This window comes from Synechococcus sp. MU1651, from assembly GCF_023630635.1.
GTDB lineage: Bacteria > Cyanobacteriota > Cyanobacteriia > PCC-6307 > Cyanobiaceae > Parasynechococcus.
In genome coordinates this window covers 37438-63649 of the sequence record NZ_JAKUHJ010000023.1, presented here as the reverse complement: position 1 = coordinate 63649, position 26212 = coordinate 37438, and the positions used below count along the sequence as shown (strand labels likewise).

32 protein-coding genes and 1 tRNA gene are annotated in these 26212 nt (G+C 52.8%); 15 read left to right on the top strand and 18 right to left on the bottom strand.

The genetic code is table 11. The features are described from left to right. The first annotated feature begins 54 nt into the window (after positions 1 to 54). Positions 55 to 125 (top strand) — tRNA-Cys (locus NCN05_RS11750). Positions 126 to 1492: 1367 nt separating this feature from the next. On the opposite strand, the gene NCN05_RS11745 is transcribed toward NCN05_RS11750, so the two are convergent. Beyond that, positions 1493 to 1741, bottom strand: coding sequence for a DUF1651 domain-containing protein (locus NCN05_RS11745; RefSeq protein WP_250398255.1), 249 nt, complete (start codon positions 1739 to 1741; stop codon positions 1493 to 1495). 427 nt (positions 1742 to 2168) lie between these two features. Here NCN05_RS11745 and NCN05_RS11735 point away from each other — a divergent pair, with 427 nt between their 5' ends. The 4 genes from NCN05_RS11735 to NCN05_RS11720 all read left to right on the top strand — a co-directional run bounded on the left by NCN05_RS11735 (position 2169) and on the right by NCN05_RS11720 (position 5135). Then, the gene (locus NCN05_RS11735; RefSeq protein WP_250398208.1) at positions 2169 to 2747 is read left to right on the top strand and encodes a recombinase family protein; all 579 of its coding nucleotides are present in this window, start codon (positions 2169 to 2171) and stop codon (positions 2745 to 2747) included. Then, positions 2744 to 2917 (top strand): hypothetical protein, encoded by a 174-nt coding sequence (locus NCN05_RS11730; protein ID WP_250398207.1) that lies wholly within the window; start codon positions 2744 to 2746, stop codon positions 2915 to 2917. The genes NCN05_RS11735 and NCN05_RS11730 overlap by 4 nt, the downstream gene beginning before the upstream one ends. A gap of 618 nt (positions 2918 to 3535) precedes the next feature. Further along, positions 3536 to 3901: a hypothetical protein gene (locus NCN05_RS11725; protein ID WP_250398206.1), complete on the top strand. Its 366-nt coding sequence runs from the start codon at positions 3536 to 3538 to the stop codon at positions 3899 to 3901. A gap of 400 nt (positions 3902 to 4301) precedes the next feature. Next, positions 4302 to 5135 (top strand): methyltransferase domain-containing protein, encoded by an 834-nt coding sequence (locus NCN05_RS11720; protein WP_250398205.1) that lies wholly within the window; start codon positions 4302 to 4304, stop codon positions 5133 to 5135. Positions 5136 to 5257: 122 nt separating this feature from the next. Here NCN05_RS11720 and NCN05_RS11715 read toward each other — a convergent pair whose 3' ends face one another. The 3 genes from NCN05_RS11715 to NCN05_RS11705 all read right to left on the bottom strand — a co-directional run bounded on the left by NCN05_RS11715 (position 5258) and on the right by NCN05_RS11705 (position 7465). Further along, entirely contained in the window at positions 5258 to 6661 is a 1404-nt protein-coding gene (locus tag NCN05_RS11715) for a hypothetical protein (RefSeq protein WP_250398204.1), read from the bottom strand. 172 nt (positions 6662 to 6833) lie between these two features. Beyond that, entirely contained in the window at positions 6834 to 7307 is a 474-nt protein-coding gene (locus tag NCN05_RS11710; protein ID WP_250398203.1) for a hypothetical protein, read from the bottom strand. After that, positions 7307 to 7465, bottom strand: coding sequence for a DUF8639 family protein (locus NCN05_RS11705; protein WP_170950470.1), 159 nt, complete (start codon positions 7463 to 7465; stop codon positions 7307 to 7309). Before NCN05_RS11705 ends, NCN05_RS11710 begins: the two co-directional genes overlap by 1 nt. Here NCN05_RS11705 and NCN05_RS11700 point away from each other — a divergent pair. Then, positions 7464 to 8480, top strand: a complete 1017-nt coding sequence (locus NCN05_RS11700; RefSeq protein ID WP_250398202.1) for an aldo/keto reductase — start codon at positions 7464 to 7466, stop codon at positions 8478 to 8480. The genes NCN05_RS11705 and NCN05_RS11700 overlap by 2 nt on opposite strands. 9 nt (positions 8481 to 8489) lie before the next feature. Here NCN05_RS11700 and NCN05_RS11695 read toward each other — a convergent pair whose 3' ends face one another. Next, positions 8490 to 9122: a DUF8655 family protein gene (locus tag NCN05_RS11695; RefSeq protein ID WP_250398201.1), complete on the bottom strand. Its 633-nt coding sequence runs from the start codon at positions 9120 to 9122 to the stop codon at positions 8490 to 8492. A gap of 116 nt (positions 9123 to 9238) precedes the next feature. Continuing rightward, positions 9239 to 10276, bottom strand: coding sequence for a phosphoribosylformylglycinamidine cyclo-ligase (gene purM / locus NCN05_RS11690; protein WP_250398200.1), 1038 nt, complete (start codon positions 10274 to 10276; stop codon positions 9239 to 9241). A gap of 319 nt (positions 10277 to 10595) precedes the next feature. Here purM and NCN05_RS11685 point away from each other — a divergent pair, with 319 nt between their 5' ends. Then, positions 10596 to 11135 carry a septal ring lytic transglycosylase RlpA family protein gene (locus NCN05_RS11685; protein ID WP_250398199.1) on the top strand — a complete coding sequence of 180 codons (540 nt, stop codon included), beginning with the start codon at positions 10596 to 10598 and terminating at the stop codon, positions 11133 to 11135. Continuing rightward, positions 11132 to 12649: a bifunctional pantoate--beta-alanine ligase/(d)CMP kinase gene (locus NCN05_RS11680; protein ID WP_284500716.1), complete on the top strand. Its 1518-nt coding sequence runs from the start codon at positions 11132 to 11134 to the stop codon at positions 12647 to 12649. Before NCN05_RS11685 ends, NCN05_RS11680 begins: the two co-directional genes overlap by 4 nt. On the opposite strand, the gene NCN05_RS11675 is transcribed toward NCN05_RS11680, so the two are convergent. From NCN05_RS11675 to NCN05_RS11630, 10 genes are all read right to left on the bottom strand, one after another. Next, positions 12633 to 13112 carry a low molecular weight protein-tyrosine-phosphatase gene (locus tag NCN05_RS11675; RefSeq protein ID WP_250398198.1) on the bottom strand — a complete coding sequence of 160 codons (480 nt, stop codon included), beginning with the start codon at positions 13110 to 13112 and terminating at the stop codon, positions 12633 to 12635. The two genes, NCN05_RS11680 and NCN05_RS11675, sit on opposite strands and share 17 nt — an antisense overlap. After that, positions 13109 to 13741, bottom strand: a complete 633-nt coding sequence (locus NCN05_RS11670; RefSeq protein WP_250398197.1) for a HEAT repeat domain-containing protein — start codon at positions 13739 to 13741, stop codon at positions 13109 to 13111. Before NCN05_RS11670 ends, NCN05_RS11675 begins: the two co-directional genes overlap by 4 nt. Continuing rightward, positions 13741 to 14514: a HEAT repeat domain-containing protein gene (locus NCN05_RS11665; protein ID WP_250398196.1), complete on the bottom strand. Its 774-nt coding sequence runs from the start codon at positions 14512 to 14514 to the stop codon at positions 13741 to 13743. The genes NCN05_RS11670 and NCN05_RS11665 overlap by 1 nt, the downstream gene beginning before the upstream one ends. Continuing rightward, positions 14514 to 15107, bottom strand: coding sequence for a chromophore lyase CpcT/CpeT (locus NCN05_RS11660; protein WP_250398195.1), 594 nt, complete (start codon positions 15105 to 15107; stop codon positions 14514 to 14516). Before NCN05_RS11660 ends, NCN05_RS11665 begins: the two co-directional genes overlap by 1 nt. A gap of 74 nt (positions 15108 to 15181) precedes the next feature. After that, positions 15182 to 15670, bottom strand: a complete 489-nt coding sequence (gene cpcA / locus NCN05_RS11655; RefSeq protein WP_115080337.1) for a C-phycocyanin subunit alpha — start codon at positions 15668 to 15670, stop codon at positions 15182 to 15184. Between the two features lie 37 nt (positions 15671 to 15707). Beyond that, positions 15708 to 16226, bottom strand: a complete 519-nt coding sequence (cpcB, locus tag NCN05_RS11650; protein WP_038551074.1) for a C-phycocyanin subunit beta — start codon at positions 16224 to 16226, stop codon at positions 15708 to 15710. Positions 16227 to 16362: 136 nt separating this feature from the next. Further along, positions 16363 to 17178, bottom strand: coding sequence for a phycoerythrobilin:ferredoxin oxidoreductase (locus tag NCN05_RS11645; RefSeq protein WP_250398194.1), 816 nt, complete (start codon positions 17176 to 17178; stop codon positions 16363 to 16365). Beyond that, positions 17175 to 17882, bottom strand: a complete 708-nt coding sequence (locus NCN05_RS11640) for a 15,16-dihydrobiliverdin:ferredoxin oxidoreductase (RefSeq protein ID WP_250398193.1) — start codon at positions 17880 to 17882, stop codon at positions 17175 to 17177. Before NCN05_RS11640 ends, NCN05_RS11645 begins: the two co-directional genes overlap by 4 nt. 5 nt (positions 17883 to 17887) lie before the next feature. Next, the gene (locus tag NCN05_RS11635) at positions 17888 to 18499 is read right to left on the bottom strand and encodes a phycobiliprotein lyase (RefSeq protein ID WP_250398192.1); all 612 of its coding nucleotides are present in this window, start codon (positions 18497 to 18499) and stop codon (positions 17888 to 17890) included. A 59-nt stretch (positions 18500 to 18558) separates the two neighbouring features. Beyond that, complete coding sequence (locus tag NCN05_RS11630; RefSeq protein WP_250398191.1) at positions 18559 to 18792, bottom strand: DUF8630 family protein; 234 nt, start codon at positions 18790 to 18792, stop codon at positions 18559 to 18561. A 307-nt stretch (positions 18793 to 19099) separates the two neighbouring features. On the opposite strand from NCN05_RS11630, the gene cpeB reads away from it, so the two are divergent. From cpeB to NCN05_RS11600, 6 genes are all read left to right on the top strand, one after another. After that, the gene (cpeB, locus tag NCN05_RS11625) at positions 19100 to 19654 is read left to right on the top strand and encodes a phycoerythrin subunit beta (RefSeq protein WP_250398190.1); all 555 of its coding nucleotides are present in this window, start codon (positions 19100 to 19102) and stop codon (positions 19652 to 19654) included. A gap of 61 nt (positions 19655 to 19715) precedes the next feature. Further along, a complete protein-coding gene (gene cpeA / locus NCN05_RS11620) occupies positions 19716 to 20210 on the top strand; it encodes a C-phycoerythrin subunit alpha (protein WP_006851808.1) in 495 nt (164 codons plus the stop codon). Between the two features lie 141 nt (positions 20211 to 20351). Then, complete coding sequence (locus NCN05_RS11615) at positions 20352 to 20786, top strand: DUF2656 family protein (RefSeq protein WP_115080329.1); 435 nt, start codon at positions 20352 to 20354, stop codon at positions 20784 to 20786. A 59-nt stretch (positions 20787 to 20845) separates the two neighbouring features. Further along, a complete protein-coding gene (locus tag NCN05_RS11610) occupies positions 20846 to 21196 on the top strand; it encodes a hypothetical protein (protein WP_250398189.1) in 351 nt (116 codons plus the stop codon). Between the two features lie 88 nt (positions 21197 to 21284). After that, complete coding sequence (locus NCN05_RS11605) at positions 21285 to 22610, top strand: HEAT repeat domain-containing protein (protein WP_250398188.1); 1326 nt, start codon at positions 21285 to 21287, stop codon at positions 22608 to 22610. Between the two features lie 69 nt (positions 22611 to 22679). Continuing rightward, entirely contained in the window at positions 22680 to 23318 is a 639-nt protein-coding gene (locus NCN05_RS11600) for a HEAT repeat domain-containing protein (RefSeq protein ID WP_350223294.1), read from the top strand. Between the two features lie 8 nt (positions 23319 to 23326). On the opposite strand, the gene NCN05_RS11595 is transcribed toward NCN05_RS11600, so the two are convergent. After that, on the bottom strand, positions 23327 to 23671 hold the full coding sequence (locus NCN05_RS11595; protein ID WP_250398186.1) for a Nif11-like leader peptide family natural product precursor: 345 nt from the start codon (positions 23669 to 23671) through the stop codon (positions 23327 to 23329). A gap of 395 nt (positions 23672 to 24066) precedes the next feature. Here NCN05_RS11595 and NCN05_RS11590 point away from each other — a divergent pair, with 395 nt between their 5' ends. Then, positions 24067 to 25218, top strand: a complete 1152-nt coding sequence (locus tag NCN05_RS11590; protein WP_250398185.1) for a HEAT repeat domain-containing protein — start codon at positions 24067 to 24069, stop codon at positions 25216 to 25218. A 28-nt stretch (positions 25219 to 25246) separates the two neighbouring features. On the opposite strand, the gene NCN05_RS11585 is transcribed toward NCN05_RS11590, so the two are convergent. After that, positions 25247 to 26212 carry a helix-turn-helix transcriptional regulator gene (locus NCN05_RS11585; protein WP_250398184.1) on the bottom strand — a complete coding sequence of 322 codons (966 nt, stop codon included), beginning with the start codon at positions 26210 to 26212 and terminating at the stop codon, positions 25247 to 25249.

Below are 26212 nucleotides of genomic sequence, written 5' to 3'. Positions count from 1 at the left end.
AGAGCCAGGGGCATGGCTGATACGATCCCCTGATGGGGACAGCTGTTCCCGGGCGGCGGCATGGCCAAGTGGTAAGGCAGAGGATTGCAAATCCTTTATCCCCAGTTCGAATCTGGGTGCCGCCTTTGAGAAAATCCCTGAGAGTGCTGATGATAACTGCATTCTCAGGGATTTCTTCTGCGACGACACAGGTAGGTAAACGGTAGGTAACCGTCTGGTTCCCTCCAGTCTCCCAAACGTCCGAGAAGTTACCTACTTCACCCCTGCTGAGAGGGGGGTCTGCACGCATGCGGTTTTGCGATACCTGGCACTCACTGCGGGGTGCTTCTCTTCCGCAGAGTGCAAAAAAAGACCTCTGGGTGTCTCCCACTCCCAGAGGTCTGAACCCTCGTCTTCTCGACCCATTCACCTTCCTCCTGGTGTTTTCCCGTGAGGAGTGGGAGAACCGTCAGAACAGGTAGTGACGACCGTTCCTGGTTCGGTTGCCCACAAGCAATAAAAAAGGCGGCAGGGAGTGCCGCCAAAGAAGGGAGGTAATGCGTCGAACCAAGGGAGTAGGTCCGTAGACAGCATCACCGCTCCAAAGGCAAAGGCGAGAGCACTCTTTACGAAACGGCAAAAAAAAAGAGGGGTCCCACCCCCTCCCAGTTCGACGCATTGCCCCTTCATCGAAGGAGCAACTGAAGGATCACTCGGGGTTCACCTACTGGTCGTCGCCGTTACAACCAAACGACTACTGGGGTCAGCAACCCAAGAAAAAGCAGAGGTCCCACCCTCTGCCTGTGTTCGACGCATTCATCTCTTACGGATGATGCTCTTTTATGTTCGCTCCGTTACAAACCCTTCCACCATCGGTAGAACCGCTCATTAAGAAGGGGGGTGAGCAGACACCCCCCTGAAGGTCGTTGAGACCTGGTTTCCGACCTGTTCGGTCTCTGACCTCATCCCTGTTTTAAGGCGGGTCAGAGCAGTGAGGCATGAGCGGAACTACCGCTTTCTGTATCGGTAGAGCACAAAAAAGGAGCGGTCCCACCCGCTCCCCTCATGACGCATCCATCCCCCCTTACGAGGGATGAACAGATATTCGCGACGCAACAGACGCGCCGCCATCCGTAGAAGCGCCCATTGAGAAGGGGGGTAAGCGGCACCCCCCTAAAGGTCGTTGAGACCTGGTTACTGCTTCAGCGGTCTCTGACCTCATTCCCGTTCTAAGGCGCTTCAGAGCGCCAAGGCATGAGCGGAACTACTCCTCAAGGGCACAAAAAAAGGAGCGGTATCCCTATCGCTCCCTCGGAAACTGAAAGTGCCGCCGGGCGGGACGACGCCAAGCGAACACCACCTTCACCGATGAGGCGGGACTGCCGTGGGTGCTGTGAGCGTTTTCCAAGAAAAGACCCAGGGGTGTTTGACCTCCTGGGTTCCTCGCTCTCATGCGATACGACTGGTCTAACACCGCCTGTTGAGTATTTGTGCTTACGGTTTGCCGAACGTCTTAAACGTCAGCAGCAGCACCCCAAGCAGGTTCCTTGAGAGGTTTCCATCCCTGCGTTTGAAGGGACTTCCATAACTGCTCTGCTGCGTCCTTCCGCAGATACCGACGCTCCTTCAGCAAAGGAGGTCCATCAGGCAGCAAGCGACCACGGTCCAAAAACATCTTCGGGTCGCGAACCCAGGCGCTCTCATCACGCCAGAAGCGCCATATCCAACGGTCATCGCCGTCAATCAACCACCCCTCTCGCATCACGCCACCTCCGGGCACCAACCCATTTCCGTCTCTCTGCGGACCATCCAGTTGCGGCACCTCTTCGTCAGATGCTCGCCATGTGGAACCTGGCGACGCTGAAGACCGCAGGTCAGCAACGTGTGGCAGTGCTGGTCGCAGAAGTAAGAGAAGTGCTGGCACGTCATACAGACGCAAGAGGATCTGGTCTGCTTCAGACCATCCACAAAGTCCCATTCCTCTTCCGACATCGAACCCTCCTTATGAGTAGTACGCACGTTCTACTCCTGGTTTGAGGAGTTGGGTCAAGAGGGAAATCTGAAGAGTTGGCGGTGTTCGGAAACCCAAGAGTTGCCAGGACGCCAAAAACTGCCGTCACAACTGGGGTTTTGCCGTGTTCAAAACTCTGTACGGTTGATCTGTGCTGAAAACCCAGTGGGTTTTGACCATGTCTCGATCAATCGGGTACGCCCGCTGTTCCACCACGCATCAAGACACCGCTGCTCAGACCGATGAACTGAAGGGTGCTGGATGCGTGGAGGTGTTCGCCGAGAAGGTCTCCTCCCGTGCACCTCTGGAGAAACGACACCAGTTGCGTGCCTGCCTGGAGACCCTGCAGAAGGGAGATGAACTAGTGGTCTCCAAACTCGACCGCTTGGGACGGTCCCAGGTGGAGGTGATCAACCGTCTTGCTGACCTGCAGGAGAAGGGAATCCACATCAGGACCCTCGATGGACTGATCAACACCAGAGGACTGGGACGACTCGCCCCTTTGGTCATTGGACTACTGACGGGACTTGCCGAGGTGGAGAGGTCCTTAATTCAGGAACGCACCAGAGAGTCCGTTGAACATCGAAGGAAGACGGGTGGAAACCTTGGTGGGAGACCTAGGACCTCAGAGAAGAAAGAACGTCTGGTGCTGCGTCTGAGGGGTGAGGGGGAGTCCTACAGGTCGATTCGTGATCAGACGGGTGTCTCTGTCTCCACGATTCAACGGATCCTCCAGAACCAGGAGGTCGCGTCATGACCAAGATCGATATCCAGTACCAGGATCAGTTCGGGAAATGGAGACACCTCCAGACCAAACACAACGAAGGTGATGCCTATCGCTCTGCTGCTAACCGCGCACGATCCACAGGGAAACGTCATCGACTGGTGGATCAAGACGGAACTCTTCTGGACTTGATTGAACCTTGAGAGAAAAACACAAGAGTTAATCTATAAAAGGTGCATAGAGATCCTATTTGTCGAAATTGGTTTAAAAATATTGCCGTCTTCTGTGTCTCTTGTGGTCTGACCCTGCAAATACGCAAAACTGCTTAACCTGTATAAATAATCTCTGTATAATCATTGAACACAAAGTCAAAGATATTTGGACCCTCTGCAGAGGTAGAGATCGTCGAATTTTGCTTTAAAAGTCTCTGGAATCGGTCGGTTTCCCCAAGTGACTCGGTGTACCCAGAGATATTCCTTAAATCTCCATAAGATCGCGTAAAACTAGTGATAACAATGAGTTACCCCAAATCAACCAAAACAAATCACCAGAGAAGAACCGATCGAAGAGAGGTTCATTCACGACCAACGGGAGTGAATCAGTCAAGATCCTCAAGGATGCTCCTGAATCAGAAACTCCAACGGATCCATCAAAAGACTAGATCTCATCCCAAGGTCCTCCAGGAACTCATCAGAGATCAATGGGAGAACAATGTCCACCCCCAGTGGTTCATCACACTGCTATGGAACGATCTCCCGACTCGATCTGAAACCGTCACCAGTCACTCCAGACACTTCAGGAATGTGTTCTTGACCTCGCTGTTGAACCAACCCCTCAAGAAACTTCCTGAACCACCCCTTAGACCCCATCTGGTGTTCTTTCATGAACGCAAATCAGTGATCACCAGAGGACGACAGATCACTGCATTCCACACCCATCTCCATCTGGGTGCTCTACCTGACCCTCTGAACCATCTCTGGTATCTGGACTACCTGATACAACAGAAGGTCACTGCAAGAGTCCAGAAACTCCTCAAGACCACTTCAGAGGGGAACAGGGGTGTGGTGATCAAGCCATGGAACTGGGAGCACCATGTGTTCTACAACCTGAAGGACTACTACGCTTACAGATACCACCAGGATTCTGACTTGGTTTTGGATTATCAGAATTCAGATCTGGTGTTCTAAACAGAATAAATAGAGATGTCCCCATCAGAGACATCTCCATGAAAACCCTTGCCAAATCAGATCAAAGGAACATTAATCTATTTTTTGGGAAAAGGAATCAGTCCACTCTGCAGAAGTTTGACTCTTTATCCCATCAACTCAGACGATCCAGGACAGGAACACTGGATTACTTGATCACTCACTATGAATGGTCCCAGTGTAACTGTAGTGAAGTGGTCAGATGAATATCACCATCCGACTGACCAAGGTTGAATATGAGATGCTCAAGGAACTTCAGAAGAAGGACAAGAGGTATGAAAAAGGAATTCCAGCAAAAGTCTTAATCGATCTAAGGCATGACTACGGAACTAGTGTATCTGGACGCTAATGATGCTAAAATAAATTAGTTTCTGATTCGACGGTGGCGCCCATAAATTCTGACGATCTTACTGTAAAAGGATTTGGCGAAGAATGGGATGCATACAGACAGGGAAATACTGGCGAACTTAAAACCGCATTTAACCAGTATTTCTCTATTTTCCCTTGGGATTTAATAGATAAAGACTCTGAGGGATTTGACATGGGATGTGGAAGTGGAAGATGGGCGAGGTTTGTTGCACCTTACGTTGGAAGACTCAACTGCGTGGATCCATCCGAAAAGGCGTTGAATGTTGCAAAAGAAAATCTGTCAGAATTTGATAATTGCAATTTTGAGCGATCTGTCGTAGAAGAATGTTCTCTCAAAGACTGTTCGCAAGACTTCGGTTACTGTCTTGGAGTACTTCATCATATCCCAGATACTCTTGGTGCAATGAAAGAATGCGTAAAAAAATTGAAACCAGGTTCACCATTCCTGATTTATTTATACTATAGATTTGATAATAAACCTTTTGTCTTCAAGGTAGTCTGGTTCGCGTCAGATGTCATCAGAAGATTCATCTGTCGCATGCCTTTTCGCCTAAAACTCCCTCTTACAAAAGCGATTGCTGCGATAATTTATTTTCCCCTAGCGAGGATTTCTTTATTTCTGGAAGTGATTGGAATAGATTCTCGTAATGTGCCTTTGTCAGATTATAAGGATAAAACATTCTATTTCATGTTGACGGATGCCCTTGATAGGTTTGGGACGCGATTGGAGCAGAGGTTCACTAAAGATGAGATTCGAAGCATGATGAAGGAAAGTGGACTTGAATCTATCCGCTTTAGTGCTTCCACTCCTTACTGGGTTGCAATAGGTTTTAGATCCTGCACATAATCCTTGGACGATATTCCATTTTATTTTCGGTGCTCCTGTCGCTCTCCTCGCGTCGTAGTGGAAGCAGCGCTCTTGGACGTACTGGATGCTCGTATCGCAGTTGTTGCAGGCGGTTCTGAACCTCAGGTCTCTCCTGCTCTTTTGACCATTGTCCACTTGCCCTCTCTAATCGTCTGACGAGGCTCTCTTGCAGCCCTTTTTGCGTCGATGTACCTGAGATAAGTATTTCTGAGTTGATCTGGACTGGTATGACCATTCTCTGCGAACGAATTGATCTTTGGAGGAATTGCCAATGATGGATCTTCTTCAAGAGTCAGTCGGAATGCTGTATGCCGAATAGTCGTCCAATTCCTTCCTGCTGAAGGGAACTCATTCCCAAAGGTTTGTTCTATAACATGCTTCAAGAGAAAGTTCAGGGTTTTCAGGACGTGACTGTCTGCTGGATTTCCTGATGGTCTTTCGATCTGGGGAAGAACTAGATAACCAGATGGTTTTCTCCTTTTGAGTAGTTCCCAGAATCTGTATACATCGTTTCTGTAGTGGGTCGTCTGATGAATCGGACGATCTTTTTTGGTCGTCTCCAAATTGCAGACGACTGTCTGGTGCCCCTGGTCCCTGAACCACTCGCTCTTGATTCGGTACATGTCTTCTGCCCGCAGGTAGAAGAACCACTCCAAGAGAAGTGCGTCATAGAGATCGACCCAGTTTCGTTGGTTCAGTCGATTGCTCTTGCTCCACTCCAACTCCCTGTACTCGTCTGGATCGAGGAGTTGTCTCGCTGAGTCGAGAGACAAGTCCACCACTGCTGCCAGGAGATGGTCCCACTGCTTCTGAGTCAGATGCTGAACCTGTTTGGTCTGCTTGCTGATCGCAGGGAATCTTGGAAATGCATGCCCAGGAAAGTCGTCCTCTGCCAGAACCAGGAGTTTGTTGATCAGGGTTTTCTGCTGACCCTTCATCCCACTGCCATTGGATCCGCTGCTTCCACGTGCACGTCTCTCCAGAAGGGAGAAGTAGTCCTTGAAGTCCTGACTCGTAATCAGGTCAACGCTTCTGGACGCCCAAGGTTGGTGACGGATGCCGTATTCACTTGCGTCCCACTTCAGGTACTCCTCTCGCTTCCACCGCTTGAAATTGCGTTGGGTCTCTCGGGTTTGGGATTCAGACGTGAAGTACCGCTCCCAGTACTCGCCAAGTGAGTTCTTGTTTTGTTCTTCCTGTAGGTCCAGGACTGCCTTGATCTCGTCCTGCCAATGCTGGAACAGGTTAACCGACCTCTTTGCCGCCTCGTAAGGGTCTTCTGTCCTCGTGGTCCTCTGGATGGTCAGACGCTTCCCCAGACCGCCCTTGGATCGCCCCTGATGGGGTCTTGGGTCATCGCTGGGGTCTGGTAACCACTCCGCGTACAGAACCCGTGTATGGGTCTGTCGCTTGATCCTGAGGTTCTGCGGGTACGAACCACGCACTTCAAAGACCTTCGACACGTTCAGGGTCGTCCAGTCCTCGGGGAGTGATGCTTTGCCCACCTCGCTTACCTACCTGGGTCTGTCGCCCAGTTCTGAACACTGACCCACTTTGCCGTTTCTGGTAGGTAAGTGGTAGGTAAGTTGTCGATTCTCTTCGACTAGACCCCAGTGTTTATCGGGTTTTTATGTGTTCAACCCCAGTTTGAATCTGGGTGCCGCCTTTCAATCCTCATCACAGTTGAGCCTCCGCGCTCATGCCGGCAACGTTGCGTGAGTGACTCTCGCAGCTCAAGGTGTTCGCATCAATCCAGCAACGCCCCTGGGCCATACGGGTTGCAGGAAGGCCTTTGGGGAGGCCTCTGGCATCAAAGTGAACCCATGACGTGCTGAGCAGGGTTGCGCTCCAGCGGCGTGAATCCACGCTGCAGCCTGAGTTGTCGCAGCTGAGCGGACTGCCTTGATCTCCATCCAGGCTGACGAAGCTCAACTGGTAGCTGCCCCCCGTTTCTTGATCGTCTCCGATGAATCGAAGCCGCAGGCCACGGCTCCCGTTCGCGCTGATCTGCAGGCGCTCGCAGGTCAAAGAACGCCCACCGACGACGATGCGGCAATGCGCAGGCCTGTGCTCCAGACGGCCAAAAGCCTGGGCTGGATTGACCGTTGCTGGCACGGCAAGCAGCAGTGGCGCCATCCAGAGATGAATCATCAGTAATCGCTGTCGGCAACGCACATGCCCAGGCAGCGAATGCCATTGCTGGCGGTTCTGCGGCAGTGGTTGCAGAGGATGCGTTCCGCGTCTGCAGTCGATCCCTCCACGGCTTGATCGGTCGATCGCGCAGGTTCCTGCGCGGGGGATGCGGTCATGACGCAACGGGACGGGCTGGTGGCGATCATGGCTGGCAGCAGCATCGCCCCGTTGAACGGCATCGGTTTCGGCACCTGGGCCTGGGGCAACAAGGCGGTTTGGGGATACGACGCCCAGCGGGACGACGCTCGCCTTCGTGCCACGTTTCGTCAGGCCCTCAGCTCTGGGCTCAACTTGATCGACACGGCGGATTCTTATGGAACGGGGAGCCTGAGTGGACGCAGTGAAGCGTTGCTTGGCGACTTCATGGCCGAGTTGCCAGCCCTGCGTCGATCCCAGTTGACGGTGGCCACGAAGTTGGCCCCATTCCCCTGGCGATGGGGGCGTCGGGGCTTTGATGCCGCCTTTGAGGCCAGTCGAACGCGGCTCAAGGGGCAGCTTCGGCGGGTGCAGCTGCACTGGAGCACAGCGCGCTACGCGCCCTGGCAGGAGACAGGCCTTCTTGATGGCTTGGCTGATCTTGTTCTGTCTGGCCGGGTTGAGGAGTTGGGCCTGTCCAACCTGGGCCCCCAACGCCTGCTGTTGATCCATCGCCGTCTGTTGGAGCGGGGCGTTTCCCTACGCAGCGTTCAGGTGCAGTGCTCGCTCTTGGCACCTGCGGATGATCGGCTGCGCGAGTTGATTGCCGTCAGCAGGGAGCTTGGCGTGGAGGTGTTGGCCTACAGCCCTCTGGCTTTCGGCGTGCTGGGTTGTGCTCCCGGGTCTGAGGAGAGGCGTCCTGTCACCTGGTTGAGACAACGCCTGTTCCAGCGCCTGCTTCCGGCAAGTCTTGAGTTACGCAGTGCGATGCAGGCCATCGCGATCGATCGCGGGGCATCGATGGTTCAAGTCGCTTTGAACTGGTGCAGATCTCTCGGCACAACGCCGATCCCGGGGCTGCGAACTCCAGAGCAGGCCAGGGATGTCGCCGCTGCGCTGCAGTGGTCATTGTCACCGCAGGAGTTTCAGCGGTTGGATGCGGCCCGGCTCCATTGCAGCGAGCGGATGCCCGCCAATCCCTTCCAGAGTCGCTGAGTGTTGTGCTCAGGCCTCCGAGGCGGATTCAGGGGCTGGACTTACCACCACCGGGAGGCTGTCGCCGTCATTGCGAATCGGAACGACTTTGTCCTGCGAGGGTTCCAGACGAGTGGGGGCTGGGGCAGTGTGCTGTTGCTGGGCACAGGCGGCGAGGGCTTCCTGCAGCAAGGAATCAAAGGTTGCCCCAGGCAGTCGATGCCGGGCGACCTCCAGAAAGGTGCGCGGAAGCGATTCGCCAGCAGCGCTCCTCAGAGCGGGGTTGTTCTGGCGATGTTCCTGCTCGTCCTGAATTGCCCGGATGAACCTGCGTGTGACATCGCGCTTGGTGGACGCCTTGATCAGGGTGTCGCGCTCCTGAGGACCATGACTGAGCTCCTGCTCCATGTCTTGAATCCGCCGTTCGAGGCTTTCCAAAACCTCCTGGGCTTCCTTGCCGATGTGAGCCAATTGCCCATCCGAAAGGTGGGGCATGTCGGCCACGAACACCTTGCCGTGATCCCGGAGCGTGAGAAAAGTTGGTCGTGGCCCCTGTCTGTAGCCCTGTTGCCTGTCCTGGCCTGAAGGCAAAGGACGCCTCGGAGGAACAGGACCTGCAGACGATCGACGGCGCGTAATGCGCTGGGGCTTATCAAGAGGCATTGAAAAAGATGTATTGACGCCGCTATCGGAAAAGGTTCCGATGTGCTTCAGGTCAGCCTATTCGATCCCTTCTGGGGAGTGGTCGACTGCTTTAAACCTGTCTGAAACTGACGTAATCAGGCGGGAACACCGTCCAGAATAGCGGCGCAGCCTGGGGTGTTGGACGTCACGTTGCCAATCACCCAAGCCCGATGGTTCTTGCCGCGGCAATGCTCGATCACAGCGGTTTCGCTCCCCGCCGGCACCACCAGGCAGAAACCGATGCCGAGGTTGAACGTGTGCCAAAGGTCTCTTTCGGGAATGTCTCCGGCCTCCTGCAGCCATCGGAACAGGGGTGGTCTTGTCCAGCTGGAGGCATCGATGCGCGCAGAGCAGCCATCCGGCAGGCAGCGCGGCAGGTTTTCCGGGAGTCCTCCGCCGGTGATATGGGCCATGCCGTGGAGCTTGCATCCGCTCTGCAGCAGGTGCTGCACCAGCTCGGCATACAGGGTTGTCGGCGCCAGCAGGTCGTCGATGAGAGGGCGCTGGTCGTCGCCATACAAGCTGTTCGCATTGGTGTTGGCCTTCTCCAGCACCTTGCGCACCAGGCTGAAGCCGTTGCTGTGCACGCCGCTGCTGGCCACACCGATCACGCTGTCGCCAGGTTGGATGCGCTGGCCGTCAATGAGCTCATCTTCTTCGACGACGGCCACACAAAAGCCGGCGAGGTCATAGCGCCCCTTCGGGTAAAAGCCCGGCATCTCTGCCGTTTCGCCGCCGAGTAGGGCGCAGCCGCTCTGCCTGCAGCCATCGGCTATTCCTTCAACGACCTCGGCCATTGCCGATGGCGCTAAGGCCCCGGTGGCCATGTAATCCAGGAAGAAGAGCGGCGCGGCTCCTGAGGTGATCACGTCGTTGACGCACATCGCCACTAGGTCGATGCCCACGCCGTGATGGCTGCCATGCTCCTGGGCCAGCTCCAGTTTGGTTCCGACGCCATCGGTGCCTGAGACCAGAAGGGGCTTGCGCAATCCGGCTGGAAGTCGCATCAGCCCGCCAAAACCGCCAAGGCCGCCGATGACCTCCGGTCGGTGGGTGGCTTCCACAGACGCCTTGATGCGTTGCACGAACGCGCGCCCGGCCTCAACGTCAACTCCAGCGCTCTTGTAATCCATGGAACGAATCCGATGCATTGATCCTGCAATGCCACGGAACCTGTGCTGATTGGCTTGTCGGCACAGCAGCTGATTAGCTGTGCTTATCGACTGTTCTCTCTTGGCTTATGGCCGGGGGCTTGCGTTCCGGCGTTGATCTGCCAGTCGGCACGCGGATTAGCGAAAGAGGCGGGCCTGGGTGGCTGTGCCGATCGCTCTGATGGCGCCCAGTTTCTTTCCAAGAGCACCCTTTTTAAGTTCACAACATTATTTTTTGTGAGGCCTGCCAACGGCCGAGAACTGCGCGCTCAGTTCCAAGACCTTGGCCACGCCGTTCTGCATGCGAGTCCTCCTGACGTTGGCGACGCTCTCCGGAGCGATCACAGGCAGTGCGGCCCTCCTGCCGGTCGTGGCCAGTGATTTCCTTTCGGTCAACGGTGCAGAGCCCCTTGACCCTCTGGATCTGGTGGTCGAGCCCCAGGCCTCTGGGCTGCAGGCAACGCTTTCTCCGGCGGAGGTCAAACCGGTTCTTGCACCTCCTTCCCCTGAGCTCCCCAAGCCGAAGCTGAAGGTCGTGCCCGAGGTGGTGAAGGTCATCACTGGTGAGGCCAGTTGGTACGGCCCCGGTTTTTACGGCAACCTCACGGCCAACGGTGAGGTTTACAAGCGCGACACGATGACGGCGGCTCACCGCACGCTTCCCTTTGGAACAAAAGTGCGCGTCACCAACCTCTGGAACGGGCGCACGGCCGTGATCCGCATCAACGATCGTGGACCTTTCATTGATCACCGGGTGATCGACCTGGGCCACGGCGCCGCCTCTGACCTGGGACTGACTGCCTCTGGAATTGCCCAGGTCAAGCTTGAGGTGCTCCGCTGAGCTGCGTCGTTCTCTCCACCCAGGCCGAGCTGGAACGCTTCCGGGCCAACCTCGATGGACCTCTGCAATTCGTGCCCACCATGGGGGGGTTGCACCAGGGTCACGGTGAGCTGATCCGCCTCGCTGCAGGACGGGGTCCTGTGCTCGTGAGTGTGTTCGTTAACCCACTCCAATTCGGGCCAGCTGAAGACTTTGATCGCTACCCGCGAACCCTCGAAGCGGATCGCGATTTAGCCGAACGTTGTGGCGCCCATGCCCTTTGGGCTCCGGCGGTCGACACGGTCTATCCCGGTGGACCTCAGTCGGCGGTGTCGCGTTCAGCACCGGTAGACCTGCAGACTCATCTTTGTGGAGCCTCCCGTCCCGGTCACTTTGATGGGGTGGTCACTGTCGTGGCCCGACTGCTGCAGCTGGTGGAGCCGTCCTGCCTTTGGCTGGGTGAGAAGGACTGGCAGCAGCTGGTGATCCTGCGCCGGCTCGTGGCCGATCTTGATCTGGGCGTGGCGGTGCAGGGCGTTCCCACCGTTCGTGAATCCGATGGTTTGGCGTTGAGTTCCCGTAACCAATACCTCTCTTCTGTTGATCGGGCTCGAGCCGCTGCTCTGCCGGCGGCACTGCGTCGTGCCGATCCCAATGATCCTGAGACTTCGGTGCGACAGAGCCTCGCTGAAGCAGGACTTGAAGTGGAGTATGTAGAGAGGGTCGATCCCCGCACCCTTCAGCCCTGTGGCGCTGAAACGGCCATCTCACTGTTGGCCGCGGCGGTGCGTTGCGGGACGACCCGTTTGATTGATCACGTCTTCCTGATGACCCGTCAGCCTCTTGTTGCCATCGATGGCCCTGCCGGTGCTGGCAAAAGCACCGTGACCCGGGCCTTTGCTGAGCGGATGGGGCTCGTTTACCTCGACACCGGTGCGATGTATCGGTCGGTGACCTGGTTGGTGCAACAGAACGGTGTGGACCCGCAGGATGCGGCGTCGATTGCACCGCTGTTGAACGACCTCGACCTTCAGCTGCGGTCGCTGCCCGGTGGTGGCCAGCAGGTGTTGGTGAATGGGCAGGACGTGAGTGACGCGATTCGCTCGCCGGAGGTCACCGCGTCGGTTTCGGCCGTGGCCGCCCACCGTTGCGTCAGGCAAGCGCTGACCGCTCAACAGAAAGCGATGGGTGCCAAGGGTGGTTTGGTGGCAGAAGGCCGCGACATCGGCACCGCTGTTTTCCCGGATGCGGATCTGAAGGTGTTCCTTACGGCCACGGTGGGCGAACGGGCCCGGCGCCGGGCTCTGGATCTGGAGCAGCGGGGCTTCCCGGTGCCTGAGCGATCTGAGCTTGAAGCACAGATCGCCGAACGGGATCACCTCGACAGCACCCGTGAGGAGGCTCCTCTGGTGCAGGCGGACGATGCCGTTCAGCTCGTGACCGATGGCATGAGCATCGAGGCTGTGATCGATGCCCTGGTGGGGCAGTTCCGGTCTCGGGTGGCTGAAGAAGCCTGGCCTACGCCGGCGGGCTGAGCTCGTCGAGCAGGTTGGTGCAGGCATCCTCGAGCAGGTCGAGCACATGCTCGAAGCCCGCCTCGCCCCCGTAATAGGGATCCGGTACTTCCGTTTCAGAGAACCGGCCGGCGTAGCTGAGCATGGGCTTGATGCTGGCCGTTGCTTGGGGCCCGGCTTCGCGAGCCAGTCCCTGGACGGCCGCGAGATTGTCGTCGTCCATGGTCAGCACCAGATCGAAACTCGAGAAATCGTCGAGGCTGATCTGCCTTGCTCGGCTGGGGAGTTTGATGCCTCGGCGGTTGGCGGCAGCCTGCATGCGTCGGTCTGCCGGGTTGCCCACATGCCATCCGCCCGTTCCGGCGGAATCCACCACGAACTGATCACTGAGGCCACGCTCTTCAAGCAGATGCAGGAAGACGCCTTCGGCTGCCGGTGAGCGGCAGATGTTGCCGAGGCAGACGAACAACAGTTTCTGGGTCATCCGGCGTTGAGGCGTTGGAGGGCTTTCAGAGCCCGCAGCTGCACCACCCTGACACCTTCCGCATCGGATGCGAGCTGGTTCAGTGCGGCCAGGCCCTGTTCGGCGAGGTGCGCTGACACAGCTGCGCTGTTCAAGCGTTGCTCGAGTCCGTAGGCCGCTGCATAACGCACCACCCACTCGTCGTCTCGCACGGCTTTGAGCAGTCCCTCGAAAGAGCGCACAAGCTGATCGTGCGCTGCGTCTTCACTGAACTCCAAGTCCGCCAGGCCACGGGTTGCGGAGCGCCGCACGCTCGGAGCGATGTCGGCCTGAAGGGCATGCTCCAGGAGGTCAAGACCCCGTGGATCCCGCAGGGCGGCAATCACCTTCACCACCCATGCCCGTGCGCCGTAATTGCGGGCATCCAGGCTCACCAGAAGGATGGGAATGGTGTCCCGTCCCAGTTGAATCAGCCCCTGTGTTGCCACGGCTGCCACCGCTGGATTGTTGAACCCCAGCACCTTTACGAGCGGTTTGGCGGCCTCAAGGTCGTTCAGTGCACAAAGGGCTTGCGTTGCTTTGACCAGCTCTGGGGTGCTGGTGGCCCGCTCGAGCGTCTGAAGAGCCTGGTCCAATGCTGTTGTGGTCATCAGAGCAGTCCGTCCATTGCGTCGAGAACGTCATCGGGGTCGTCGTTGCGTTCCGCTACCTCTCGGAGTGCAACCAGCTTGAGGCTGGGTTCCACTGCAGCCGAGCGGATCGAGGGCACGGCGTCGAGCCAGCCGGTGGCGCCAAGGTCGAGCAGCGCGCCACGGCGCACCAGGGGTTCTGGATGGTTCAGCAGCTTTTTCAGTTCCATCCCCCATTGATCAAGTCCGGTCAGCTGCAGCAATGCTCGGCAGGCCGCAGAACGGATCAAGGGCCGAGGGTGCTCCGTGAACGGCTGAATCACAGCGAGATTGCTGCTGCTGCCATCACCGATGTCACCCAGGGCTTCCAGCAACGCTTCACAGGGTTCATTGAGCAAGGGGGATGAGGGTTGCTCAGCTCCTGCTCCCTCCAATCCACTGGCAAGCAAGGCCCGGATGCCCTCAACAGCCCCACAGCTGCCCATGGCACCAAGCGTGCGGACCACCTCCTCTCGCACGGTGTAATCGTTGGAGTGCAGCAGCGCCAGAAGAGGTTGTTCCGCTCTCATGTCCCTGAGCAGACCGAGGGCACGGATTGCGTTGAGAGCGATACCGCGCTGCTCTGGATCAATCGGCGTGGCATCCAGTGCTTCAAGAGCCCTGAGCAGAAGAGGGATGGCATCGGGATGCTGGCTGCGCATTTTTCCGAGCCACCAGGCGGCGTAGTACTGCGCCGAAGGGTCCTCCGTCTGGCGGAGGTTTTGGATCACCTGCGTTTCACTCAGCGGTTCCATCACACCCAGGCCGATGCCATGTCGGCTGTCCAGCTTTCAGTTCGTTTGAACCGGAACGGTCCCGCCACCGAGCCCCAGCAACGCTCATTGGTTTCCGGGTCATGACCGCGATCGAGGGTCGCAAGGGAGTCTCCCTGCAAATGAAAGCTGCTCACCAGCACGGTGTCCTTGCCATTCCGTTGCACGATGCATTTGCAGCCTGGTTCCATGGCGCCGTGGTAGCCGTCTGACTGTTCGAGCACTTGGTAGTGGCACTGATCCAGGCTGATCAGGTCGCTGTCCTGAATGGCAAGGCGCAGTTGTGGATCAAACGTGGCTCCGGCGAAGCGTTCCGGATCACGGAAGGTGTGATTCCAGAGCTTGATGGCGCCGGAGGCTTGCTCTTCAGCGCGGATCATGCGCAACCGATAGGGATGCTTGGGATCAACGGCATAGGTCTGTTCGAGCAGAATCGACCCTGGATGGAGCTGTATGAGCGGGCGATACCTCAGAAAGATGTGGGCATAGAGGGGTGGATTGTCGAAGGCTTGCTGCTGGTTGCTGTATTCGCCGCAGAGCAGGTTGAGAAAACGCCGAACGTTTGGGGTGATCACAGCGCTCTGATGGGGCCGAAAAAGAACAATAAAAAAAGCCCCCCGAGGGGGGCTTGGAAGACAACGTCAACCAATCAGATCAGGGCGTTGATGGCGTAATCGATGTAGCTGTTGGCTTCGGTAGCAGCGTCGCCGCTGAGGCCGTGGTTGGCCTTGATGTGCTTCAGAGCTTCCACATACCAGGAGGGGGAGAGCTCGAAGGTGCGGTTGATCTCGTCGAGACCGGCGATCAGGTAGTCGTCCATGGGGCCGGTACCACCTGCCACGAGGCAGTAGGTGATCATGCGCAGGTAGTAGCCCACGTCACGGGAGCACTTGGCTTTGCCTTCGGGGGTGGCTGAATAGTTCGGCCCAGCCATCTGGGTGGTGTAGGGGAACTTGGTGTACACGGCCTGGGCAGCGCCGTTCACCAGGGAATCAGCCTTGCTGGTAAGAGCCTTAGCAGCTTCGAGGCTGGCCTTGGCGCGGTTGAAACGACCGGAGGCAGCTTGAACTTCGGTGTTGCTCAGGAAACGTCCCTGAGAATCAGCTGCTGCAACAGCTTCGGTGAGAGGGGTTTTCATTGTTTAGGAGAAGTAAGACGTCGAATCAACGCGTCGATCAGGCGACGGAAGCTGCGGCTTTGTCGAAGTAGGTGCCGATTTCGCTGCTCAGGGAGGCGCAGTCACCAGCTGAGATGCCAGCTTTGTCGTTGACGAGTGCTAAAGCGGCTTCCTTCATCAGGTTGACTCCAGCTGCAACCGAAGCACCGGGAGTGCCGAGGGCCAGGTAGGTCTCGCGAAGGCCGTTCAGGCAGCGGTCTTCCATCACGGAAGAATCGCCGGTGAAAGCGGAGTAGGTGACGTAACGCAGGATGATCTCCATGTCGCGAAGGCAAGCAGCCATACGACGGGAGGTGTAGGCGTTACCACCGGGGGAAATCAAAGAAGGCTGTTGGGCAAACAGCTGGCGAGCGGCCGAAGCAACGATGCTGGAGGCGTTGCTGGAGATGCGGTTAACGGCATCCAGACGCTTGTTGCTGTCGGAAACCATGGCAGCGAGGGCGTCGATCTCGCTGGTGCTGATGAATTGTCCCCGGGCATCGGCCTGGGCGACAACCTTGGTGAAGGCGTCGAACATGGTTGTTGTTCCTGTGAACTACGTCTGGAGCGGGAATCTCAGACTTGAAAGGGATGGTTGAAGGCTATTGCCTCCATCCCGTCGCCCGCGATTCTGGCCAACAGCTCGGGAGCGTCCCGAAAGCTGTTCATAATGCTTAACTCCCTTGCGGCGACAAGGAAGTGGCGGTGGCTTCTTCGAGGTCAAACAGCACGCCGTGGATGTACGACTCCGTCCATTCACTGCCATAAAAGCGCGTCAACATGCCGCGGGCTGGATCTTTCTCGGCGCGGTATGCCGTGTAGCGCTTCTGGCCCGAGAGCAGGTGTGCAGCACGCTCATGGTCAACGGGCTGTGCCTCCTCCACCAACGCCAGGTAGAGCTGAAGGTAGTCCGCAAAAGCCGGACGGATCACGCGGTCAATCAGCGCATCGCCTTCCTCCCCAAGAGGGATCCTGGTCCATAGAAAGGCAGGTGAGAAATAGGGCTGTGCTTCGTCAGGAATGGGTCCCCCATCGGGCAGTTCGGCGCGCCAGCGCTCGAAAAGCGGCATCAGCCGCTGCCAAACCGGGTCCGTGTGCTCGGGATCTGTCTTGTCGACAGGTTGCAAATCCAGAGCGAGCAGGTGCCCGTTGGGCAGCGTTACCAGATCGGCTCCGAAGAAAGGAAGATCAAAACGACTGCTGGGGTTGATCACGAAGTTGAGCACCGATGCAGCCGCACCAGCCTCAACGCAGGCACAGCGCACTTGGCGCAGCTTTTCTGTTGAACAGGCCCAGGTTGCAGTGCTGACCGGCACTGGTTTTGCCTTGGATCCTGTGCTGCCCTCTTTTTGTAGAAAACGTTCCGCAATTGGATAAGGATTCGGCTGCAGAGGGCTCAGTGCCGCAACGGCGGTGTCGAGAAAAGGCTGCCAGCGCCATCCGGGGATCTGGACAGGATCAAGACTCGTCGTGCGGAGAGGGAGGGTCATTTGGGCTGGCTGGCGGGGAAGAGAAATTCGTGCAGGAAACGATCAGACCATTCACTTCCGAAATGGCTGGTAAATAGGCCGTGTGCAGGATCTCTCTCTGCACTGTAAATATCATAATTTTTCTGAAGTTGTTCCACTTCGATGGGATTAATGGAAGAAGGGATTTTAACGGCCTCGTCGTGTAAATCCCAGTAGGATTTTAGAAAAGCGCTGAAAGCTGGGGGTAGTGATGATGTCGCCTGTTCTGCTCCGCCCCGGCAGAACAGTAGCCATGAGGAAAAGTATTGATTTGGGTCAAAGGAACGCATGGTCTCTTCACCATTGAGATCCGGAAATTGAGCGTTGAGTGACTTCAGTCCATCGAAGTAGCGCTCCAAATAATCCTTGTCTTGAACAAGTGGTTGGAAATCAAGAACAGCAACCAACTTCTGCTTGGCACCGAACCACAGCAGATCAACTCCCATTAATGGATGGTCGTAGGTGTAGTCGGGATAGGCAACAGAATTAAGGACCTGCAAGCTGTCACCAGCATCCAACCGGGTAACGCGCCACCTCCGAAAGCCAGGCACGTCCCAAAGCCAGCTCTTGATGGTGCTAGAGCGTTTGGATGATTGATTGTGCTCAAGTCCATGAGGAACCTCAACTGGTACTGCTCCCCGGGCTTTGATTCCTGCAATCAATTCCTCAAGAAATGGATCAAACATGGTGATCAGTTGTTACCTATTGAAGATGCCATGGCCAGTTGTTGTGCCCGCTGGGTGATATCTGAAATTTCGGCATCAGTAGGGCACCGAAACTCGGTGCAGTATGTGGTCATTGCAACGCCATCCAAGCACTGAACAGAACTCACTCTCATTCTGATCTGATCGGTCACAAACCAACAGCGTTCAATGCCGATATTGGTGTCGTATCGCGTCGTGATCGTTACGACGCCGTCGTCAGCGAAGTTATAAGTGCTTAAAACAGATTGCTTTTCAACATATCCAACATCTCGAAGTAGAAATCCCTTTCGGTGATCTTCATGATCAGGAACGTCGATAACCACTGCAGCGTAATCATCGTTGCGAACGCCCTTCTTGATATTGCTTTCCCACCAAAATCGTGCTCCGCCTGAGCTATCTTCGGTTTTAATGTTCAAAGAATTGCAGATCTTGGTGACGACCGGGTCATCAGCACTAAATGGTTCAATGACTAGATTGGAATCCGCAGCTTCGTCATCTTGATAGTCGTGGTGATGAACAGCGCGCCTGTTTAACCAAGTCCCTCGGCTGGCTTCGAAGAAATCCGCCATCGTCATCGGCGGGTGAGGTGTCTGCACCATTGGTTTGTGCTTTGTAGAGGATTGATTAATACAGGCGAGCCGGTAAAATTTTATGCAATTCAAGACTTGCTCTGCTGTGCATTTCTCTGTGCAACCAGCTGTGACATCACTTCGTCGAGTCTTTGAAGTTCTGGGTGTGCTGCAACAGTGGCGTCAATTTTCTTTTGTGATAAGCGCAGTTTTTTACCCAAGCCAACTACATCCTGAAAAAGTCTTTCCCTGTAGGCAGCTAATTCATCGATGGACTCTTGCAACTCTTCAAGGGTAGGTAAATCGGACGCTGCGTTGTCCATGAAGTTCTGATTGAGCCCGAAGATCCTAAGCCTGTCAGACGCCTGACCAAGGCTTTTGTGAACCTTTACTCGGGGTTGCGTCAATAAAGGAGAGATTGCTCTCGGATCGGCCTAATTCCCAGGACGTCAACCGGGGCGATTGGCCCAAGGTGACAAACTTTTGCGTAAGGGGGGTGTTTCACGAACCCTGCCCACAACTGAGTTTAGCCTGAGTCAGCGCTTCCACCACCCTTGGGTTTCCGGGCTTTAAGGCCTGTTCACCCGGCGGTTTCCGAAGCACTGCATCCCCAAAACTGTCTGGCCCCCAATGCTCGACGCATTCTCCCGCACAGTCGTCAGCGCTGACGCCAAAACTGCACCTGTTGGTGGTAGCGATCTCGCTAGCCTCCGCTCCTATGTGCAAGATGGCAACAAGCGTTTGGACGCTGTGAATGCCATTACTTCCAACGCCTACTGCATCGTCTCTGATGCAGTCACCGGCATGATCTGCGAAAACACAGGTCTGATCCAGGCTGGCGGCAACTGCTATCCCACCCGTCGGATGGCTGCTTGCCTTCGCGATGGTGAGATTGTGCTTCGCTACATCAGCTATGCACTGCTGGCTGGCGACGCTTCCGTGCTGGATGACCGTTGCCTGAATGGCCTCAAGGAAACCTATATCGCTCTAGGTGTTCCTACTCAGTCTGCTGCCCGTGCGGTCGCGATCATGAAATCCGCTGCTACGGCTCTGATTGGTCAGACCAACTCTCCTGCCAGCGGTGGTGCTAAGTACCGCAAGATGGAAACCACGCCGGGCGACTGCTCTGCACTGGTGGCTGAAGCAGGTTCTTACTTCGATCGTGTGATTGGCGCAATCAGCTGATCTCCGGACGATCAAGTCTTCTCTCCTTACCTTTTCAGCACCTTTTACCTAAGGATCTCAAATGAAATCCGTCGTCACCACTGTTGTGACCGCAGCTGATGCAGCCGGTCGCTTCCCTTCCCAGAACGATCTGGAGGCTGTTCAGGGCAACATCCAGCGTGCAGCTGCACGTCTGGAAGCTGCCGAAAAGCTTGCCGCCGGTCTGGACAATGTCACCCGCGAAGCAGGTGATGCTTGCTTCAATAAGTACGCCTATCTGCGGCAACCCGGTGAAGCCGGTGATAGCCAAGTGAAGGTCGACAAGTGCTACCGCGACCTCGGTCACTACCTGCGCTTGATCAACTACTGCCTCATCGTGGGTGGTACTGGTCCTCTCGATGAGTGGGGTATTGCAGGAGCACGTGAGGTGTATCGCACCTTGGGTCTGCCCACCAACGCATACATCGAAGCTCTGACTTACACTCGCGATCGTGCTTGCGCCCCTCGCGATATGAGTCCTCAGGCTCTTAACGAGTTCAAGAGCTATCTTGATTACGCGATCAACGCTCTGTCTTGATCAATTCGAGATTATAGGGAAAGGGGGGAGCAGTTGCTCCCCCCTTTTTTGTGTCAGCCAGATGGAAGACCACTGATCATCGATCATCCATCACAGACAAGCTGAAATTCCATTAGGTTAGTCAGAGGTGTATTTTTTTTGATGACGACGTTTGTTCTATCTCATAACTTACAGGTTCAATCAGATCTCGTACCAGCATTGAATTTTGAACTACTTGCTCAAGAACTTAAATCTCTTTCGAAGAATATTTCTTCAACGGTAGTTTTAAATCATCCTCATTGGAAACTCTCTATATCATCTGATTTGTCTCCGCAAGATATGGCTGTTGATTTGGTGCAAACTTGGTCTGAACACCGTCGTCAACTCGGACACGACATGAACCACGTTGTCCTGGCACTTGGTGGAAGGAAAGATTCCCAAGCTTCTCCTGGAGCTCCACTCCAGGAGGGATATTGGGGTGTTGATTTGGTTGAAACGCCTGATGAAAGCACTTTTCTTCAAGCGATCAACTGGGAAGCTCTTAAGGCTGGACGACCCGAAGATGCGATTTTTGAAGTCTCTTCGAGAGCCTCATAGATCTTGATCAGGCTTGTTTCCGACGATTCCTACGGCGGCTAGAGGTATTTTTACGTTTGTTGGCCTCTGGCTTGTCTGAGTCTGCTTTTTCTTTCTTATTAGAACTGGTTTCTTTTTGGGGTGTTAATTTCTCTACTAGTTTTCGAACCTTGGATGTAGACGGTTGCTTTTTAGGTGCTGGTATTAAAGGCTGGTCCGCTGCGCTCCAGCCAATAGATGTTATCGGTGTATTGCAACTTCTAAAGGATTTCATCCATTGCGCCATGAACCGGGTGTCCACGCAAACTGTGTGGGAAGTTGAGGGCCTGCAGCCGTCCATCACACCAGTGGAAACATGGATCAATCGTCCGGGGAAAGGTCCCATATTTTTTGTAGTGACTCAGAAGAATTTTGCCTCCGGTATCGTCTGATGGCAAGCTTGCTATTACTTTCTTATTCCAACAGGCCCCATTGGATTACGCACCTCAAGTAGAATTATCCGAATGTTGACCGTTGCCGATGACTGGTCTTTTCGATAATATTCATGCTGGCTTGGATCAACAGGGAGCAATTGATATCTTGTCTAAAGAAGTTGGTATTCTGGAGAGTGAGAGTGATTATTATATGGCTATTTCTCATTTGATTAATTTTCCTGGCTCAAAAACAACCCAAGCTTTATTGGCATTTCTGGATAAGTGTTCTGCGGATGTACCTGTAGGTCTTGCACAACGAAAGGCTGTAGAAGTTCTTGCGCGATTAGGGGTTGCAGAGGCTACGTCCAAAATTGCAAGTTTTTTAAGTAGCTCTGATGTGTATATGGTTGAGAATGCTGCTTGGGCATTGTCTCATTTGAACTGTCAAGATCCTGAAGTGCACCAACATATGATCGATTTGTTAGATGATGCTAGCCAGAATCAAAGAGTCCTAATTCAAAGTCTCTCAAAGCTTTCTGTTAAAGCAGCAATTTCGACTATTTCAGTACACACAGCCCATGAAAAGACTTCGGTCCGTGGTGCTGCCATCGCTGCCATTATTCATTTATCTGGTGATCAATCCCATCTGGCTGATCTTTCAGATCATTTGTATGACGCCAATCAAATGGATCGCCAGTCGGCAGTGCAGGATGTGATAGATGCGAATGCTGTTGAGCTTTTGTCTGATTTGATGCAAGCACCAATCTCGCCTGCGTTCCGGATGCGAGCTGTGAGATCTCTCTTGAATAACCCTTCCAATAAATTCTCAGACAATGATTCACTATCAGCGGTAGATCAAGTTTTGCTTGACGATCCTCGTTTGATCACTGTCCTTCATCATTACGGCGATCCTTTGCCTACAAAGCTACTGATTGACGGATTGTTCCATCCCGATTTTAGTCGTTGCTATCTTGCGATGCAGGCACTAATAAAACGTGATGCCCAAGAGATTTGGAGAGCTATTGAGAATTGCTGGCAAGATAAAGCCCACAATGACTATGGTGCACACTATTTTTTGATGCGATTGTTTGGCCTTGTTGGAGGTTGGACAGACGAAGCATTGCTTGATATTCGCAAAATTCTCTCAGATGCTATTACAGATAAGCGTCCTCAATTTAGAAAATCACCTCCAGCTGCTTTGCTTTCTTATGCTCGGCTGTTTCCTGAGCAATGCATGTGCTTCCTGGATCATTGTTTGTCTGGTGATAATAAGCTTAGTTGGGATATGCATTATGTCGGCCTCCTTGTGATCCAATCCGATCAGAGCGACCATCTCAAAAATCAATATCAATGTCAATTGCAAAAGCTTGTCAATGCTGATGTTGATAATTTGGTGAAGCTCAAAGCGAAAAGCATTCTGGATCGTAGATAAGAACTAAGCTTGAACCCAAATGGCCTTAGTCAACAATGCTAGTATTAAGTACAGGTCATTATTTCTGAAGTGAACGGCGATTCGACTATCCCTTCTGTTGATGCATTGTTTGAAGACCTGATGCATCCCAACCCTAGGATTCAAGAAGAAGCTTGTTTGATTCTTTCTGAGAACTATCGGGAAGAAGCATTGCCAAGATTGTTAGACCTGTTTTGTCATCATGATCCTAAAGTCTATAGAGCGGCTGTTAAAGGTGTTGGTTTTTTTGGGAGCTCTGCGTTTGATCCCTTGATCGAACTTTATGCAACAACAGAGAATCAAACTGCAAGACGTTGCTGCCCTAAGGCCTTTGTGCAGGTGTTCAAAAACTTCCCAGATCAGCCGTTTCCTGATTCAGTCATGCAAATGTTGGAGCAAGGAATCGACGATTCAGATATGGTTGTCGTACAAGGTGCGTTGATGTGTCTTGGTCAGATCGGCAAGCAACAATTTAAGTCTGAAGAGGCAATCCAAATTTTGGCCAAGTCTCTCAGCAGCCAAAATGTTGCTTTAATCTTCAGTGCATCTCAGGCTCTTGCCGATATTCCCAATCCTTTGGCAGAAAACGCTTTACGTTCACTACAGAACAATAATGATGATCCCTTGATTCAGGAGGCTGCACAGTCTGCATTGGCACGACTTCAGAATCTACTCAACTCAAAGAGTTAGATGTTCCTTCATCGAGGTACAGTTTCTACTCCTTCGTAATAACCTCCAGCGCGGAAGTCAAAACGTTCTACTTTGTCTTCTTTAGCACAAGTCGTCTGCGAATAATGTAGCAGTGTGCTGAATCCTTCCGGCACCATTTTGGGGCATAGTCTTCCGACATCATTGGCAAATGGGCAGAAGTACACCCCTGCCCATCGATTAAGAAAACGCCCTTTTATTTCATCAGAAAAGATAAATCCATGTTGATCAGCGAGCTTGAGGATCTCCTCGGGCTCAGCTTCTTTGAACAGGGATCTGAACGACAGGTCTTCTTCTAGAACCTGAAGAAAGCGTATGAATTCAGCACGTGACATGATAAACCAGCGGCATATCCATATTTTATCAGCAACTATCCGCTTCTTATCAGCGTCTTTTTACTTATTTATGTCTGAGTAGGCCACCAATAATTTTATATGGCAGCGTACTTTTCCTGCGCTGATCTTATGTGGATAAAGAATTGAACCGGTCACAATTTGATGATTGGATAAATCGTCATTTGTTCGAATTTAATCAACGACTACTTGTTAACTCTTGATTAGTTGTAGTGGTTTATTGTTCTTAAAATAGATGTCCACTAATTATCAATCTCTCTGCCGTGCGGGTCATTTCTTATCAAATCAGATTTGCCGATCAATTTTTCTGTAAAAATTGAATATACGCATATTGCATGGTGCCAAGTTCACAGCGATTTGATAATTTGTTTTCATGGATGGGTGAACAGCAAGCAATTGAGTTGCTTTCGCAAAATGTTAGTACTCTTGATAATCCTGGCATCAAATATATAGCTGCAACACGGTTGGGAGCTTGTTCTTCAAGAGACTCTCTAGATGCATTAGTTGTAGCGGCCACTGGGGATAGAGACAATATCTTCGATTCCATTACGCGTCGTAAGTCTATTGAAGCGCTAGGGCGTCGACGCGACCTTAGTACTCTGCCAACCATTTATGAAGCTATGCATAGCAGTGATGAGCAGACGATTGTGAATTCAGTAGATACGCTAATTCATTTTGGCATACCTCTTGATGCTCAGTTTAAATCATCTCTTTTGAAGATTATTCAAAATGGCTCCGATGTACTCAAGCGTGTTGCCATTCAATGTTTCACGCGTTTGGAGATGCATGAGTTTAATGGCATCATTCGTGAGCAAGAGAGCAATCCAAATATATTGGTTAATGGCGCATCAATCGCTTATTCAATAAGGGTTGAAGATGACAAGCGTAAATTGCATATTCTTGAAAATCACCTCAACGATTTGAATGTCATACATAGACGTTCATCCGTCATTGATATTGGTGATGCTGGAGACCCTTCTCTTTTGTCAAGTATTTCGAAAGCAGCGGTGTCAATGCCTTTGAGAGCTAAAAGTGCGTTCAAGATGACTTCTAAAATTAAAACCAAATCACAAAGAACACTAATCAATCAAATGTTGAAGGATGATTCTCGTCATTTATATTTTACACAGAAATTTGATGCACCAAATGATTTAGAAAAAGTTTGCGATTTCCTTAAGCATAGAGATGAGGAGCGCCAGTACTTTGGTGCTAAGGCCTTATTCAGTTGGCCAGCTTCAACTGTTTCTGACGCAATTAAGACTATTTGGGACAATCATGGCTCTGATTATGGTGTTCACTATCAAGTAAATTGTTTGGTGTCTCAACTCGGCTTAACAGAATTGTCTTACATAATCAAGGAATCATTATTGGAGCCAGCTCCGCAATATGCAAAATCAAAAATTGCAGCGACTTGGGGATGTTTGAACTTGGGTTTGTTGGAATGTCGTGCTGACATTGAGAATTTGTTGATGACATCTACTTGGGAGCCCCTTCGATGGACATGTGCAGAGGTTTTGCGTAAGTTGTAAAGACTATTTCTCTTTGCCATTCGTTTGTTTACATAGTTAATTTATATCTTCTCGACTTTTCGATGGTCTGACTTGGAAGTTCTCCGAATGCAGTGTAATAGCGCCGTGCATATCTTCCTTGATGTTTAAACCCATATTTAATTGCAATATCTCGAATTGAATATAGATTTAATTTCCGACGAGCGTCTTGGTTAAGCATAATTCTTCTGGATTCCTCAAGTCTAATTTGTGTCATCAATTCAATGATTCCCATTCCAAAGTAATCCTGACATATACGATATAATGATGCTTGACTTGTATTTATATACTTGCAAACTTCAAGCAGTGACAGAGGGGATTCCATGGTCTTCTCACTATGTGCAAGATCAATGATTTCTCTTAATTGATCGATATGTTTTGGATCTTGACTGTTTTGCTCAGTCATTGGCTCTTCTAGGCATGCGATTACAAGATCAAAATATTTTTCTGGGCTCTGAATTCCAGTAGCTACTTCTCTGGCAGCTAATCTCTTAAGTTGATTTAGAGCTTTATTATTGCAAAAAATCCCTTGATCACCCGTGAGTCGTTCAAGTCCATCATATGCTTTGCAATTTTCGAGTAATTCAAATAGGAGCTGCTTTTCAAGCATGCAACCAGTGCTAGAGCATTCGTTATTATATTTTCCCCATGCATTTCCTGGTACTGAATTAATCGTGCCAAATCCAGCCAGGCTATTTTTTGTCATCTTAAATCCATCGCAATAGCCAAAGACTCCTTGAGTATTCGCTTTTGGCGTAATCCAATTAAAATCAATAGTTATACCATTGCCCCAACCCTCGTATAATAATGTTTTGCTTGCAGATATTTCTGCGAGTGTGACTTTATTAGCATTTGCTGCTTGCATAGTATAGAAACCACTGCCACCTTCCAGTTGCGTTATTTTTGTAAGCTGCCCGAGTTTTGCAAGCTCTTCAGAGAGCTCAAGTGGATCACGATATTCAATAGAAGTTTTCAT